The sequence below is a fragment of the Nostoc sp. 'Peltigera membranacea cyanobiont' 210A genome (assembly GCF_002246015.1).
Lineage (GTDB): Bacteria > Cyanobacteriota > Cyanobacteriia > Cyanobacteriales > Nostocaceae > Nostoc.
The window spans coordinates 28,285-44,345 of the sequence record NZ_NOLJ01000005.1; the positions used below are offsets into that span (position 1 = coordinate 28,285).

Sequence of the window (16,061 nt, forward strand, 5' to 3'; positions counted from 1 at the left end):
TACTCAAAATCTCTCTCCCAGCCTCTCCCCGAAAGGTCAAGAGGGTTTAAAACTCCATTCTCTTGTAGGGAATGGAGGTGAGGAAGAGTTGGGTTTTCGAGGCTTAGATGTTACAAAAATACTTTTCAAACATCCTTTAAGACTTTAAATTTTCTTACTCAAATAAGCACGAAGCTATAACCAGAGACAATCTAGGATTAAGTCTTCAATTCTTAACTGGATTTCTGCCAAGCGGATTTCTGCCAAATAGCTTGATGATGGTTTCAGCAAATTCTTTATTGTCGTAAAATTCATGCATCAAAGTAATAGGTTGGGAATAAAGTTGATCGCTAGAAAAGATCGACTTCCAATCTAGTTGGGTATTATTAACAACTCCAACATCTTTCATCTTTTTGAGGAATTCATAAGCAATTAACCCTTGACCAATGGCAGATGGATGAATCCCATCTAAACTAAATAGTCCACCTTGCCGTAGTCGTCCAGTTGTGTCTGCATGGTAGTATTTTGTATTGACCTGGGGATAGGCAAACTTGAATTCTTCTGGGAATTCATACTGCACTTGTCCAGCATTTCGCTTGAAGGCAATTTGTTGTAAAGCATTGGCAAGATCGACTATGTGATAGCGTGGTTGCGAATGCTGACTGTTCTTAGTCTTGACCAGTTCTTTGATTATTTCATTGTATGTGCGAATACAGTCATCTATGTAGAGGGCATCTTGTAGCGTCAGATATAAGGTTCCGGTCTCTCTAACCGTATCCTCTTCAAAGGGGAAATAAGTGTAGTATTTGTAGTAAATTGAAGGTTTATCCTCTCCCGGCACATCAATTTCAGTAGTTGAACCTACGCCTTTTGCCAATGGCGCAATAGTTACAAGCGGTACTGTCCCAATGAAGACATTCCAATTAGGGTTGGTGTTGTTTTGCATGATTCCATCAACCCGATTGAGCAATTCTCGGTATTCAGCCTCGAAATCTTTGGGATGCCACAGGTTCCATTGTTCTCTTACCTCACGGAATGATTTGGGATCTTGGCTTGGGTTGTTAAGAGTCTGATTTGGATCGTTGGGAGTTTGATTAATTTCTAAACCGATCACAGTTCCAAGTGCATTGTTTGCTCCTAACCAGAGAATTAAATTCTCAACTCCCCCTGGAGCGGTTGCATGATGCTTCAACCAATCAAGTTGGCTATAGTCATTAAAAAGAGGATTTAAAGATGGGTTGAGAACTTTAAGTGCAATTCGATAGAAGGCAGCATTGGGCAGAGTCAAGAAACCAGGCTTGCCATCTCCTTTGTCGTTACTAAGTTTAATTTGATACTTGCAAATGTTGGGTGTTATCATCCAAGAATCAGCAATATCAAAGCCCTGAATTGCTACATTGTGGAAGAATTCAATTCCTCCTGGATAAGAGTGTTCAGCACTACCTGCTCCCCGTTCAAAGAAATCTTCAGTTTCATCAAGTACACTCTCAAGAGTTGGCAATATGGTCAGCCAATCTAGGGCGTTGATATCTGAGCCATATTTTTTTTCCAAACGCCGTAGAATCTTCTCAATATTGGCTGGTAGTCCGCCCACTAACCATTCAGGATAGAGATATTGAGTACCAACTGTTTGCCCCATTGACCTAGCAATCAAAGTTGAAAAACAAAGGTCTGTCCGGGCTGCTGCCAAAGACATAAAGCCTTGAGAAACACTGTCGCCAATTGTAAAAAGCCTCATTTAATACCTTTTAAATTATTTAATTGCGTGTAAATACTAAGACAAAAGTCTTAATCCCAAAAGTATATTCGGAATTTGACTATATTTTAATTTTAAAAAGTTTTAATTTATATTTTTCGAGGAGCGTATCAGGCGATGCGTTTAGGTTAAGAAAAATTGCACTTACTGTCTTGAGTGTTAGCGAAGCCCAACAAAGTCTTGATCGTGTTAGGTTTTGTTCCTAAACCCAATGTTGGGTTTAGGAACAAAACCAAAATCCAATGATTAAGAGAATTACTCAACCCAATAAATTAAGCTTGCCGCGTTACTACACCAGTTTTAGTTTTTAGCCTTAACTCAAGCGTATTGCAACATGACCAAGGTATTTGTTGGGCTTTGTTCGTCAAACGCCACTTGACGTGAGAATAAGTCGGCGAAACTAACAACAGTTCCTTCTTTAAAAGGAAGATGATGCGCGTAGCTTGCTTCTGGACAGGGGTACAAGTCAGGAAACCCAGTGTTAGTTAGCGCCCAGCTCCCCACTGACTTCAGGCGTGAGATGAGCTTAAAGTCTTTATTCGCCGATCGCTTCTCCCCATTCCTTAATGACTGAAAATAGTGATGAGTAATCATCATCAGCAAATGACATTTTTACGGCTGTTTGCAAGATTTGCCGCACTCCTTTAATACTGCTGAGATCCAAACTTTGAGATTTTGCTTCCGAGATAAATAATTCCGTATCTTTGAGTAAGTATTTTGTAGGGAAATTGGGATCGGCATAATTGCCATCTAACATCAGTTGTAGCTTTTTGTCAAAGATAGGTGCGTAGAAGGGACTATCGCGCAAGATTTGCATAAACACATCTACATCTACACCTTGACGCTGGACAAAAGCTAGACTCAGAGCAAAGCTAGTTGTTAGAGAAGCTATTAGTTGATTTAGTGCCAATTTAAGCGCCGCCGCAGATCCCACTGGCCCGATAAGTAAAGGTTCTGTCCCAAAATTTTGGAGTAATTTCAAGTGATGTTCGTATTGTTCTGGCTCGGCCCCTACCATAACACTCAATTTGCCAGCTTTTGCTTCTGGGATACCCCCTAATACGGGCGCTTCTAAATACTCACCACCACCCCCAACAACTGCATCTCTAATTTCCTGGCTTTCTGTCGGCGTAATTGTTCCCATTTGGATGATTGTGCGCCCTTTCAAAGTTTGCCAAGCAGTATCTGAAAGCAACACATTATAAATGGCTGGGGCATTAGTCAGCATGAGAATTACACACTCAGCAGCACGAATGGCGTGGCGGGGATGTGTAGCAATTTCAGCCCCAGCTGCTTGTAGTGGTGCTAATTTTTCTGGGGTACGATTGTAGACAACGAGCTGTATATCTGCGGCTAATAACCTTTGAGCCATTGGTAGTCCCATCAGTCCAATTCCCAGAAATGCCACCTTCATTTTTTACGTTCCTTTAGTACAGCATCACCGTAAGCGTTGCGTAAAGCTTTTGACATAGCAACTCTTAGAGAGGCTACGCCAACGCTTAGAGCGAGTCATTGAGCGTTATAGCCTATCGCGAACAGCGCATTGTTTGATTCAAATTTAGTTGGGAAGTAGTTATTTGAAATTTAAAATACAGTCCTAAATCCCAGTTTTCTTACTTCCTAACTCTGGCAATCAACCACCAGCAGCAAAAGTTAACATAATTATCACTGAAAGTAATATACCAGGGGTAAGTAGTGTTACTAGCATTAATAGGTCATGAGTGGACATAATTATTACTTTGGTAGTGTGTTTAACTTTACTGTAATCACTGTTATGCTAGTCCAAATAAGACTGATACTGCATTCTTAAATAGAGTTTTAACTTTTCAACTTTACGCTTACTCTGGCAGGATCAATCCTTTTAATGGTTGAGAGATTTCTGTCTTGTCCAGACCTTTGCTCTGAATTAAGACTCCAAAGCCGCCGAGTCCTGTGGGATCTAGAAGTTGGTGTAGTGCGTCCCGATGCTGTAGTAACTGCGAGAGAGGTTGCTTTTGCTCGGAAAGGGCTGCAATACGATCGCCTAACCCCAATGCCATCAAAAATAATCCCTGCTGGATAAAACCAACATTCTTTAAATTACACTTCTGGCCCCAGCGTTCCAAAGCTGTAAAGTCAACATGGGCAGTTATATCTTGTCGCCCAATATTAATATAAGGATTGTCATGGAAGCGGTGGTGATAATAGCACTGTAACGTTCCTTGCGATCGCCTGGGATTGTAGTAACGGCTGGCGGGGTAGCCATAATCAATTGTTAACACATAGCCGCGCTGCAAGCGGTCTGCTACTATACTCAACCAGTCTAAAGCAGCTAAATTAATTTCACTACGGTAGCCATCGGGATATGCACTTTGGGTAAAGTTCATTTCCACTAAGTCTAAATATTCAGCTAGTTGGGGCGTTGAAGGTTCCCCTGTGACTTCCACAAATGATGAGCAGGTTTCTTTCTCATTACTATCTGTGGTTACATAAATTTCTCGGAGTTCTCCCGTTTCTAGGATGAATTGATGCACGGGGAACGCATCTACTAACTCGTTAGAGAAAAAGCAACCTGCGATCGCATTTGGTGGTATCTCCTCTAAATTACACCAACGCACAGGGAAATCTTGCAAGCGTTGCTGCTGTTCTTGTCTTAAAGTTGGAGACTTTTCAACAATGATGTACTCTAGCGCCGTAAAAAAATCTGGGTAGTGTAGCTGATGATATTTAAGGATATGCAAAGCTAGCAATCCTTGACCTGCTCCCATTTCTACCAAAGAAAAGGGTACAGGTTTTCCTAAAATCTCCCACATTTGCAAAAATTGTTCTGCGAGTAACTCACCAAAGTCAGAACAAAGGTTGGGAGAGGTAAAAAAATCACTATCTTTAAAGCCTATTTTGACTGCATCGCTGGAATAGTAACCGTATTCAGGGTGGTATAATGCCATGTCCATGAATTGGGCAAAAGTAATTCGTTGTTGAGGATTAGTGGTAATGTGATTGGCGATCGCTGCACACAGCAAAGCATTGGAATCCATAAAATTTCAGATTTTAGATTGGGGACTACAAAAAACGAATGCTTATCAACGACGACAGGCTACGCTAACGTCAGTCAAATTAATCGCCTCCAATCGTTAACGCAAAGGCAAGAACCGGACTTGTCCCTCCCATTCTCCTTCTAAGCTACATTCATCTAGCAACAAAATTTCCTCGATCGCTAAACCAACTGAAACACGACGACTGATCTCAAATAACCCAGGCATTGCCAAGCCTGCTTCTAATCGTTCATAAGCAAAAGTTGTCATCGTCGCGACATCATGAGTTAGCACCACACGTCTGTTTTGCGCTGCCCATTCTAATACAGTTGGGTCGTCTGCTTCAGTTAATCCAACATCCTGAACGCGGACAATATCAACATTACTGTTACGACGCAGAATACCACGGATAATCTGATTGTTAAAGTTCTCGTCAACCAAGAAACGCAGCATCGTAATTTACCCTTGTGGGTTTCGTCTTGCTAAAAGGCGATCGCGCACTCCAATAGGGTTAAAACGCTTTTCAGCTTCCTGCTGAACTTTCGTGGCAAGTCTTTGACGCTCTAGAAGGTAGGTATCAACTTCGGATTGGTGTTGTAAGTAATAACCAATCACCAAATAGATATCCCAAAGATGAAGCGATGGGTACTGTTCTCTGATCTCTTCTGCTGTAGACCCTTCAAGAAAAGCTGTAACCACTGTATCTAAAGTGATGCGGGTTTTGCTAATCCTAACAACGCCATTTGCATCAGTTACAAGGGGAATCGGGGTAACAGTAGGAATAAGTAGCATTTTAATATCTAGGCAGTACTGTTTTCCTATGGCCAGTATAAGCCAAATTTAGAAGCACCCATCTAGATCAAGACATCTCCTAAAAGGCAATTTGCTACTTAGGCACTCACCAACGACACTAGCACACCATTGGGATCGCGGACACGAGCAATCATTTGTCCCCCAGGCTGGCTTTTAGGGGCATCTAGTGTTTTTGCACCAGCCCCGATCGCTCTCATGTAAGCGCTACCAACATCAGGAGTAATAAATGATATTTGGATTAATGTCGGTGGTTGTGTAGCGTCGTTGGGATGGCAACCACCAGGAAATAACTTCTGTGCTTCGCTACTAGAGGAGAAAGCTAGTGTGGTGTTTCCGGTTTCGATTTCCGCCCAGATAGATTGTCCCTTATCCACGAGAGTACGGCGAACTAGACCAAAGGCTTTTTCGTAAAACTCAACGGTTTTAACTACATCGTCTACCCAGATGACCGTGTAACCAAATTTCATAATTCTTTCTCCTTATCTAGAAAAAATTGAGGGTTTGAAACCCACGGAGGTGGGTAAAGCCTTGTGTAAACGCGGTTTCTAACCGCCCTTTTAACTACGAATTACGAATTACGAATTATTTTAGCTCTCCAGAATATTACGATCTGTTGCTAGGGTTTGCGCCCCTATTTGCATCATTTCTATATCTGATGGCGACCAATCATGAGGCCCTTGACAGTGGTGTGCTACTAGTAATCCCCATAATCCTCTAGGGATGACAATTGGTGCAACCAAGTTGGCGCGAACCTGCATACTGCGGAGAAAGTCTCGGTGACAAGCCTCGATTGGCTCTAATTCAATATCAGCGATCGCTTTTACCCGTCCTGCTAAGTATAAAGCAGCATACTCGTTGTTAAAACAATCATCTGGGCCAGTGGAACCCAGTATTGAGAATTCTTGAGAACTCAAAGATTCAAAAGTCACCTGTCCTTCCCACTGCCCGTAAAAATAATACAACACCACCCGATCAACCTGAAGCGATTCTCTGAGTTGATTTGTTGTTTGCCGGACTAACTCATTTTGCTCTATTGACCTGACAAGGCGATCGAGCAAATTTTGCAACCCCTGTTCGCGGCGATCGCGGTTTTGGTTAAATTTGGAGTCAGGATGAATTTGCACGGTTCTAAAATTACGACTAGGTAAATGCTGCCGGATTTATATAGTAATTTATTACACCTTATTTAAATACATTTTTGTATTTATAGCAGCAATTTCATTTTAACGAAACATATAATACTATTTAACTTCTACGGGGAATTTTCAATAGAATCTTAAGAAATTATAATTTCTAATTTGCAGCAAAGAAAATTCCCAATTATAAATTTAAAGTTAAGAATTTTGGTAACTTACAAATAATATGATCGGTTTTATATAGCAATCTTATTTGATTTGCCCTCCACCGATAGGCTTAGATCCCCGACTTCTTGAAGAAGTCGGGGATCTTTTTGTTCGTAACTCCTACACGGATTGCTATATAAATTGAAGTAATAAATATACTTAAAAACTATAATGTAATCAAGTCATTTTCAAACATCCTTTGAGAGGTTGTTTAAAAAGTATTATTGCTAACATCTAAGCCTCGGAAACCTAACCCCCCTAGCCCCCCTTCCCTACAAGGGAATGGGGGTTTCAAAGCCTCTCTCCGTTTCGGGGAGAGGTTTGGAGAGGGGTTTTTAGTATACTTTGCAACTTTTAAAACATCCTTTAAGAACAAGAGATTATTTTTGAGTTTCCAAACATTGGGGCAAAGTTACGATAAGCTGACAATGCTGCTTCTTTAACGGTTGCATTAACAATCGGAAAGGTAGTGAGGATGTAGCTAAATTCATCTTCAGTTAAGCCGTAAAGATGTGCTACCATTCCATCGAGTTCTGCGCGAAGTTTAGCGCGTTCTGCTTCGTCGGTAACGCCTTGTTGATGGGAACCTAAACCGACTTCTTGCGCGAGTTCGTCAAATTCTGGTGTGGTGCAGATGAGTTTGGCGGCGCGTTGTACAATATCGTTGAAGTTGCGATCGTTTTTTGTTAAACGTGGTACGGGTAGTTGGTAAATGTAAAACATATTTATATTGGCAGATACCATTTGCCGAGCATATAAATCAAGTGTAAATGAATTTAAAATAGCTTGAGCAAAAACTATTTCAGAACTTGATATCATAGTCATTCCAGAAATAACTAAAATTGAATTACCACAAAATACATTTTTTGGTATTGCTCCTATAATAAGTGTTCTAGCATCAGTATTCCTAGCTATAGCTCTAAACCCTAAGCGGTAGCTTTGATAATCTAAATATTGACCTGTATCGCTTTCATTCCGTCCCAATAAAGCTTTCCTGCCTTCTTGTTCATCCACCCAATATTTTGGTTCAGCATATAGATGAGTGAACTGATGAATCATCTTGCCTTCATAAAGTGGTAATCTTTCTTTAACAGGCTGTTGTTTAAATAAATGACTATCATTCGTCATGTCAAATTCACGGGTTAAGCGCAAATTCCACTTACCTTCAATCTTTTCACCTAGTAAAGGGAACTTAAGCATTTTGTCAGCTATGCGGATATCTACTTCATTCTTAAACTCCATTACAGATAGGGAATCAGGCGAGAGTTTACGTATCATGTCTACATTAATCTGCAAGCTATTATCACTAGGAAAAGTTTGAAGTTCCTGCACATCCAAACGCATAAAAGCAGATGGAAACTCAGTTGTTGTACTATTTTTAACAAAAGTAAGGACAACTATTTTAAAACTGCGATGAACTCCTTCAAAGATTTCCTTACGATTCTCAAGACAGAATAAACCAGTAACTTTAGTTTGACTAAACAACATCTCCCGCAATTGCTTAGTCCCCAAATCCGTATAAATCCCACTAGGAATTACAATTCCGCACTCACCGCCTGAACGCAGAAGATTAAAACACTGTTCTGTAAACAGCTTATAGAGATTAATATCCGTACCTGCTTTTTTACCATTCACAACAGAAATCTGATTTTTATACTGTTCAGATGAACGATAATAAGCGCTGACATAAGGATACTGACTTTGATATTCTAACCAAGCACTGGCAATTATGGGATTTTGTAAGAGTTTATTCTGTTCTTTCTCAAAATCCTTAATATCCATCTTGTTCTTCGTCACCAGTTCATTATGCTGTGCAAAGAACTCTTTCGCCTGTGGCTTAAATATCTCCCACGGCGGATTAGTGATAATTGCATCAAAACCACCGTGTTCTAAAACCTTGTCAAAATGATAACCCCAGTGAAACGGCTTCAAAGCTGCAATATCCTCAACCTTCAAAACCCGCTTCTGTGATTTTCCAGTTAACTGAACCTCTTCATACTTGATACCCAAACGCTTACTAAACTCATCCAACAGCAAAAGATTTAACTTTTCTTGCGATTTCCTGTTAAGTTGATCAATTGGAGTCCGTAACATCTCTAAGCGAGTTTTTTGAAAGCTTCCATCTATCCCACCACTAAGTTGTTCTTTTCCAAGAATAAAAGCGTGTTGTTTATATGATTTTACATATTCATTTTTATCTTCTAAAATCTTCTTATAATTATCTGCGGCTAAAGACTGTAATAGATTTCCTTGTAGTGAATTTCCCACCGCATCAAAAGCAGTATCATCAACTTTAATTAAACCAATCAGTGAATTACCCGCCATAATATTAAAATCAATATTAGGCAAAGGCTCTAACTCTTCCACATCGTTAGCAGAAGAAACCAACGCTAAGAAAAGACGCAGTTTAGCAATTTCCGTTGCTTCCTCCATGATATCTATACCATAGAGGTTATCAGAAACAATCCGCTTTTTGATAAAATAAGGTAGTGATGGATGGGAATTTTCTATATCTTCAAGCTTAGTTTTGAGAATCCCATCATCCATCAATTTAATTGTCCCGAACACCGCACTATAAACTTGGATGAGCGTTTTCATCGCCGCCACAAGAAAAGCACCAGAACCGCAAGCTGGGTCAAGAATTGATAAATTAGGAAGAATATCATCCATTAGTAGACGACAAACATTTGTATCCAGTTTGATAAGAAGTTCGTTAATATCTTCAAATGGCTTATACTTATCAGACAGCGCATCATTCACGCGGTCTACAATTAACTTGTGGATAGTTCTATCACAAAGATATTCTGTAATCTGCGGTCTAGTATAATACGCTCCAAAAGCTTTTTGATTAATATATTTCTCGAAAATATAACCCAAGACATCAGGATTTATCTCATCGTCTTTTCCTTCCGGCGTATCATCCAAATTCCAAGAATAACGCCCAAATAAATCTAGAACTTGCTCAAACGCCTCATCAACTATAGAAATTTGATATTTCTCTTCAATATGATGCTTGAGAAATAATCCACCATTCAGATATTTAACCTTTCCTACCAATTCTTGTACAGATAAATCGCGTTCAAACTCAGGTTTAGCAAAGCTTTCAAAAAACAAAGCCTTGAGAAATTCACCATAAAAATGATTTTCAGCTTTTTGTTTACTTTGCTCAAGCTTATTTTGCAGATAATTTAAATCTTTATTATCAATAAAACCCTTACGCTGGAGAAAATAAACAAACATCAGGCGATTGAGAACTACCGATGTATACCAACGTCTATCTGTGTCATTATCAATTCCTTTAACAAAGAGCAAAAACTTCTGGTGTTGCTCTTGAAATTCCTTGTAAAACTTCTTAGTTACTGGCTCAACATCAAAACCGCGTTGTAGTTTATAAGCAATTTCGACAACAGTCGGTTCCCCATGCTCTAATTCAGTAATATCAATAACTAAAGAACCAAGCTTGCTTAAAAATAAGTCTCCTGGTTGACCCTTTACATATAAATGGTCACGAACGTAGCTTTTACTTCCTTCTCGTTTCACCCAATACCAAAGACTACGCGTGCGTTCTTCAGTAATAAAAATTAGGAGATTTTCATTTATAAGTTTAGTAACTTCTTGATGAATAGCAACTCTCACTTTAGCTTCTGGTATGTTTCCATCTGCTGCGGTGACTTCAAAGATTGCAACCCCTGAAAGTTCAGCAATCTTCTGGTATTTATAGGTTTTGTTATCAATCTTTAAGGTTTCAGGTTTTTGTCTTGAGGGTTTAGACCAACCTAATTCTTCTATAAATAAATCACTAAATTTGAACTTAGAGAGTAAATCGCGTGTTCGTTGAAAATTGAGTGACATAAAGTTACCATGCTTGGAAAATAAAAACCAAGCATGGTAAATTTGCCATTCAGAAAATAAATCTGTGGCTTTAAAAATTAAGTCTGCGCTGGCGGACTTTAAGAAACCCTGTTTATAAGAGTTAAATTTTTACCATGCTTTTTATACTTTATAAATCCTTTACATTTAATTAGGCTGAGAAATTATACGGAACAATTATCAATTTTTCTAAACGTTGGGTTTATTTGTGCAGCCGGGATTTTTTATTGTCAAGTATATTTGCTGATTACTTTATCAAAACGCCTAATTGCTTTATAAAAATGTCTGTTTAGTTTCTCAAAACACTGAAATGCTTTCTCAAAATAAGCTTTTACTTATTCAAAAGAAGCTTTTGCTTTCTCATTTTGGTGTTTTCCGCAAGCAAAATAAGCTTTTACTTTCTCAAACCCCAGTTTGCTTTCTCATTTTAGTGTTTTCCGCAAGCAAAATAAGCTTTGACTTATTCAAACTCCAGTTTGCTTTCTCATTTTGGTGTTTTCCGCAAGCAAAATGAGCTTTTACTTTCTCAAACCCCAGTTTGCTTTCTAATTTCGGTGTTTTACGTAATATAACAAAGACGCGATAAATTGCCGTCTCTACAAAGGGCTGATTATTGTAGAGACGGCGATTCATCGCGTCTATTGCCATTGGGTGTAACGCGTAAGTTGAGGAGTAAAAGTAAAGCTTGGAAATTTAGCTTGATTCGCCGATTGTATGAATTAGGATTGCAAGAAAAAGATATTTGTAACTTTTATCGATTTATTGATTGAGTTATGATTTTACCAAAAGCCTTAGAGGATGTTTAAAAAGTGGTATGTAGTGATTTGAATCAAATTATTACCCCCCTTAATCCCCCCTTATAAAGGGGGAAACAAGAAAATCCGGTTCCCTCCCCTTTATAAGGGGAGGGTTAGGGTGGGGTGAAAAATACGTATTGGTTAGGAGAAGTAGGTTGGGTGGAGCGGAGCGCAACCCAACAAATATCAGGATGTTGGGTTACGCAAAGCCTCCACCTAACCTACAATTTTTTTATTATTTAACCTTTAACCAACTAAATATATCTGCTGGCGTAATTTGCCAATCTGTTAATACATCAAGAACAGTCAATTTATCATTATTATATTTTACTTCTGGCAATTTATTAGGTTGAAATACCATCACCGATTTATCATTAGAGTCAATAAACCAACCTAATTTTGTCCCATGATTAATGCAAAAAATAATTTTATCAATCACCCGGTTAGGAAATTGGTCAGGTGATAAAATTTCAATTATCCAATCTGGATAAGTTTCAAACTTATTGGCAATTTCCTCATCTTCATCAACAATAAGCCGTGACCACTCAAATACAGCAATATCTGGAACTAAAGAACGTCCTCCAAATGTGCAGCGTAATTCAGTTAATGCTAAAGCTTTTTGCTCAGGTTCGCTTACCTGATTAATCTCGGTTGATAAACGAGTTTGGATTCTGCTATGTTTTCCCTGCGGCATTGGTTTTTGGTAGATTTTTGCATCAATATATTCACTAGCTGGTTTAGTTTCTGGTAATTGCAGAAACTCTGTTAAAGAAAGATTAGATGATAATATAACCATAAAAATTCCTCATAAAATATTTTAATTATATCTTTAAACCTTTGTAGGGTGTGTTGCGGATAATAAAGACGCGATAAATCGCCGTCTCTACAATAGTTAGTCCTTTGTAGAGACGGCGATTTATCGCGTCTATTGCTTTAATTACGAGTTAGAAAATAATCCTAATGAACAAATAATTTGAGGTTCTCGCTTCTCTAGTTCTTCAGTTACAATACACAAACGGTCATCCATCTGTAACGCAACAACTAACTCAGCCAACTGCTGATTATTAATGCCACTTCTCAGTTGACGATTAAGACTATCAATAGCTGACTGTCGCAAAGGATAACGGTAAATCTCATCAATTGCTTTTAAAAGTTCTTCACTAACAAATAATGTTCCTTTCATTTCTTGAACATAACTCTTTAGTCGTTCATAACTGCGGAACCTTGCACCTGATGGTCGCCCTAATTGACCCCCGGCATTTTTCTCATCTTCAGCAATCAATTCAGCACCCTTGTTTACTAACTCGTGATGTTGTTTATCTCTCGGTATCGCTGGGGTAGATTCTTCGCACGCCGCTACCCGAAGCACCGCTAATTGTGATTGAGTCACGCTATTTCCATCGCGGTCAACATAAATCAAAGAATCATTTCCCTCGGTGGTTTTCATATAAAGCAATACCCCCTCTGGTTGCACAGGCTGCGGAGTATGGGCGCGGGTAGAATAAACCACATTTTGCATTTCTTCAATCGTTTTTTTCAAACCTGGATTATTATCGGTGGCTTTTTTCCAAATTTGAAATGCTTCTGAAGTCAAATCAACTTCTGTATCTTCTTCACCATCTAAAACTCCAGATTTCTCGTTGTAGAGGTCGAGAATTACCCGTGCATCATCATCTTCAAAAAAAGCTTCATCAGTTCCCACCACTTCCGCATTTTCTTGTAGTCGTTTACGGAGTCGTCCCCGCAAATTAATAATGCGTTCTACTCCCTCGGCTGGTAAAAAAGAATAACAAAGAATTTTATCAGCATTTTGTCCAATGCGGTCTACTCTTCCGGCGCGTTGAATTAAGCGAATAATTGCCCAAGGTAAATCCCAATTGACGATAATTGCACAGTCTTGCAAATTATGACCTTCACTCAAAACATCTGTGGCGATTAAAATACGCAACTCATCTGATGATGAAATTTGCTCGCGTTTTCCATTACTCACAGGGCTAAATCTTCCCGTCATTATTGTGGGGTCTTTAGATTGTCCCGTTACCCCAGCTACATTAGTAATATGACTCGACTGCAAATTATCTTCAAGGTAGCGGACTGTATCAGCAAACTGAGTGAAAATTAGTACTTTATCTTGAGGGTGAGTTTTTGTTAGCAGTTTAATTAAAGCTGCAAGTTTTTCATCCTTTTGGGGATTCCACTCGCCACACTGTTGCAGTATATTAATCAGTGCTTTGGCATCTTCTAACAAATCCCGTTTCAGTTTTTTAATATCAAAAAGTGTAGACCTCAACCACTTAAATCTTCGTTGATATCGAGTTGTATATTCTTGATAAATTGATTCTGCTCTTTGACGAAAAAGTTTTTCTGTTTTAGATGCTTTCTCATCTTCATCTGGAAAACCTCTCTCCAAACCTCTCTCCTGCAAGGAGAGAGGCTTTGAATTCTCCCCCTTCTCTAGTAGGGAAGGGGGTTGGGGGGTTAGGTCAGAATCATCTTCTTCGGTTTCTGTATCAAACAAAGCTGCTGCCACAGAATCAGCATCTTCATCATTATTACTTGTATCTAATAACTCAGCTTCCTGAGTTCCAATGGGAATATCAAGCCCATTTTCTAGGGCATATAAATAAATGAAGTTCCGTAATATATGACGTTCAATTGATTGAATAAAAGCAACACCGCTACTTTCTAAACGTTTAAATAAATTAGTGCGAGAAAAACCCATTAACCTCCTACCGCCACGAAATAAGCTATTAAGAAAACGCTGCTCTGTGTCTGTGGGTGGCAGTTTGGGTTTAGCAATAACGTAATTTCCTAGCCCATAGCGAGGTAAATTAAGTTGATTAATAACTTCTACTACTAACTCCGAGTAAAGACGAGAATAAAAGTCAGTGTTAGAACCTTGTAAAGGAAACTTAAGACTGCGAGGTAAACGCTGGGGAAAATAAGAACGTCTCCCATCAGCAAATTCTAAATATTTCCGCCCTGTTTCATCTGTGTGGGCATAATTATCTTTAATAAAAGAGCGAGTGCGTCGCACCATATAACGCTTCATCAATTCTCGCCAGTCATCAGGGTGTTCGCTTTTCTCAAAAGCAGCTAAAGAACGCACAGAACATTGATGCTTTCTAATAAACTCTAATTCTCCTATAGAACTGCCACCAAGTTCATTAATTAAAGCTTCTGGTCTTAATCCTAAATCTTGGTCTTCTGGCACAAATAGCCGGAGTTGCGCGGAAAGGTCAAGATAACTTTTATTGTAAGGAGTAGCTGATAATAATATACATTTACTTTCGTTAGTAGCAATATATTCTGTAATTGCTCGATAACGTTTGCCTTCGCGATTCCGTAAGTTGTGACTTTCATCAATTAACACAACTCGGTAACGGCGGAGTTTTGGTAACTTATTTTGTACTTGACTAATTGGCATAACTTCGGCAAGTAGCCGATAGTTATTTACATATTCTTGCCACATTGACACTAAGTTTTTTGGGCAAATAATTAGTGTTTCTAAAAAACAATCTTCTTGTAATATCTTCGCCAAAGCAGTTCCAACTAAAGTTTTGCCCAAACCGACCACATCACCCACTAATACGCCACCACGCCTAGTTACATGACGGGCTGCTAGCTGTACGGCAGCTTTTTGGAAATCAAATAAATTATTAAATTCGCGGGGGATGCGGAATTCTGAAAGTCCGGCGATCGCTTCATGGGATAAGTGGTAAGCTATCTTCAGGTAGATGTAGTAAGGCGAAACTAGTTCTTGTCTAGCCCAACTCTGATCAATAATTTCCGCCAATTCTTGAGAAATATCTACACAACCGTAATCTTGCCAGCGATCGCTAAACCACTTTTGCAGTTTATTACACGCATCGTGGTCTAAAATATCAACATTCAACTCCCCTTGTTTCGCCAGTCCCGGAAGGGTTAAATTACTACTACCCAAGAATCCCACTGTGGGAGTGTTAGGGTCATGGCGATGCACAAGATATAACTTGGCGTGGAGAGAATGGCGCAAAAACAGTTTAATAATTAGTTTCTGAGTTTTTAGCTGATGACTTAACCGCCGCAACCCCGCTTCATCCTGATTAGTCGGCGCACCGATAGTCAACTGCTGACGAAATTCCGCCGCCATGCGTTTTTTAAACCGCACAATGCTACTGTTGTCAATCCGTCCATCACCATTACTAAGAGAAAATGCCGCGTGAACTTCATCACTGGGTAAGCTTTGCATCCCTATTAGCAAACGACAACAAGCATTTTCACTACCAACATACTGTTCAATTAAATCATCAATTCTTCGCCAACCTCTGAGGTTGAAGTAGCCAACGCAAAAATCTGCCCGATAAGAGATTTTGAGGGTTTCTCGTAAAATCGGTAGCAATGATAAATCAATATTGTCAAAAATCCGGGGCATTATTTAAAACTCTATAAATATTTCGTACATCTGTTATATAAGTAAAAATTTTTTCCAGCCAGATAGGGGCAATTC

At 39.2% G+C, this 16,061-nt stretch carries 11 protein-coding genes and 1 pseudogene; 1 reads left to right on the forward strand and 11 read right to left on the reverse strand.

Translation table 11 applies throughout. The features are described from left to right. Nucleotides 1–205: 205 nt before the first annotated feature. The 9 genes from CDG76_RS16300 to CDG76_RS16345 all read right to left on the reverse strand — a co-directional run bounded on the left by CDG76_RS16300 (nt 206) and on the right by CDG76_RS16345 (nt 11,408). Complete coding sequence (locus CDG76_RS16300) at nt 206–1,717, reverse strand: hypothetical protein (protein ID WP_094350040.1); 1,512 nt, start codon at nt 1,715–1,717, stop codon at nt 206–208. A gap of 553 nt (nt 1,718–2,270) precedes the next feature. Beyond that, nucleotides 2,271–3,149, reverse strand: coding sequence for an NAD(P)-dependent oxidoreductase (locus CDG76_RS16305; protein WP_094350041.1), 879 nt, complete (start codon nt 3,147–3,149; stop codon nt 2,271–2,273). Between the two features lie 424 nt (nt 3,150–3,573). Beyond that, nucleotides 3,574–4,752, reverse strand: a complete 1,179-nt coding sequence (locus tag CDG76_RS16310; RefSeq protein ID WP_094350042.1) for a class I SAM-dependent methyltransferase — start codon at nt 4,750–4,752, stop codon at nt 3,574–3,576. A gap of 96 nt (nt 4,753–4,848) precedes the next feature. Next, the gene (locus CDG76_RS16315) at nt 4,849–5,202 is read right to left on the reverse strand and encodes a DUF5615 family PIN-like protein (RefSeq protein ID WP_094350043.1); all 354 of its coding nucleotides are present in this window, start codon (nt 5,200–5,202) and stop codon (nt 4,849–4,851) included. A 6-nt stretch (nt 5,203–5,208) separates the two neighbouring features. Beyond that, nucleotides 5,209–5,541: a DUF433 domain-containing protein gene (locus tag CDG76_RS16320; RefSeq protein WP_094350044.1), complete on the reverse strand. Its 333-nt coding sequence runs from the start codon at nt 5,539–5,541 to the stop codon at nt 5,209–5,211. Nucleotides 5,542–5,639: 98 nt separating this feature from the next. After that, complete coding sequence (locus CDG76_RS16325; protein ID WP_094350045.1) at nt 5,640–6,029, reverse strand: VOC family protein; 390 nt, start codon at nt 6,027–6,029, stop codon at nt 5,640–5,642. A gap of 120 nt (nt 6,030–6,149) precedes the next feature. Continuing rightward, entirely contained in the window at nt 6,150–6,686 is a 537-nt protein-coding gene (locus tag CDG76_RS16330; protein WP_094350046.1) for a GAF domain-containing protein, read from the reverse strand. A 585-nt stretch (nt 6,687–7,271) separates the two neighbouring features. Then, on the reverse strand, nt 7,272–10,757 hold the full coding sequence (locus CDG76_RS16340) for an Eco57I restriction-modification methylase domain-containing protein (RefSeq protein WP_094350048.1): 3,486 nt from the start codon (nt 10,755–10,757) through the stop codon (nt 7,272–7,274). A gap of 420 nt (nt 10,758–11,177) precedes the next feature. After that, a complete protein-coding gene (locus tag CDG76_RS16345) occupies nt 11,178–11,408 on the reverse strand; it encodes a hypothetical protein (protein ID WP_143854105.1) in 231 nt (76 codons plus the stop codon). A 47-nt stretch (nt 11,409–11,455) separates the two neighbouring features. Between CDG76_RS16345 and CDG76_RS39630 the strand changes: the two are divergent. Then, a pseudogene (locus CDG76_RS39630) lies at nt 11,456–11,542 on the forward strand (DUF4351 domain-containing protein); the annotation flags it as partial. 265 nt (nt 11,543–11,807) lie between these two features. On the opposite strand, the gene CDG76_RS16350 reads toward CDG76_RS39630, so the two are convergent. Together CDG76_RS16350 and CDG76_RS16355 are read right to left on the reverse strand one after the other, a co-directional pair. Then, nucleotides 11,808–12,368 (reverse strand): Uma2 family endonuclease, encoded by a 561-nt coding sequence (locus CDG76_RS16350; RefSeq protein WP_094350050.1) that lies wholly within the window; start codon nt 12,366–12,368, stop codon nt 11,808–11,810. 141 nt (nt 12,369–12,509) lie between these two features. Next, nucleotides 12,510–15,986, reverse strand: coding sequence for a helicase-related protein (locus tag CDG76_RS16355; RefSeq protein ID WP_094350051.1), 3,477 nt, complete (start codon nt 15,984–15,986; stop codon nt 12,510–12,512). Nucleotides 15,987–16,061: the final 75 nt, after the last annotated feature.

What these genes read in the sequence shown, in the direction of transcription:
- CDG76_RS16325 (WP_094350045.1), bottom strand. Translation starts at nt 6,029, where the DNA reads ATGAAATTTGGTTACACGGTCATCTGGGTAGACGATGTAGTTAAAACC.
- CDG76_RS16315 (WP_094350043.1), bottom strand. Translation starts at nt 5,202, where the DNA reads ATGCTGCGTTTCTTGGTTGACGAGAACTTTAACAATCAGATTATCCGT.
- CDG76_RS16345 (WP_143854105.1), bottom strand. Translation starts at nt 11,408, where the DNA reads ATGAATCGCCGTCTCTACAATAATCAGCCCTTTGTAGAGACGGCAATT.
- CDG76_RS16355 (WP_094350051.1), bottom strand. Translation starts at nt 15,986, where the DNA reads ATGCCCCGGATTTTTGACAATATTGATTTATCATTGCTACCGATTTTA.
- CDG76_RS16305 (WP_094350041.1), bottom strand. Translation starts at nt 3,149, where the DNA reads ATGAAGGTGGCATTTCTGGGAATTGGACTGATGGGACTACCAATGGCT.
- CDG76_RS16350 (WP_094350050.1), bottom strand. Translation starts at nt 12,368, where the DNA reads ATGGTTATATTATCATCTAATCTTTCTTTAACAGAGTTTCTGCAATTA.
- CDG76_RS16300 (WP_094350040.1), bottom strand. Translation starts at nt 1,717, where the DNA reads ATGAGGCTTTTTACAATTGGCGACAGTGTTTCTCAAGGCTTTATGTCT.
- CDG76_RS16340 (WP_094350048.1), bottom strand. Translation starts at nt 10,757, where the DNA reads ATGTCACTCAATTTTCAACGAACACGCGATTTACTCTCTAAGTTCAAA.
- CDG76_RS16320 (WP_094350044.1), bottom strand. Translation starts at nt 5,541, where the DNA reads ATGCTACTTATTCCTACTGTTACCCCGATTCCCCTTGTAACTGATGCA.
- CDG76_RS16310 (WP_094350042.1), bottom strand. Translation starts at nt 4,752, where the DNA reads ATGGATTCCAATGCTTTGCTGTGTGCAGCGATCGCCAATCACATTACC.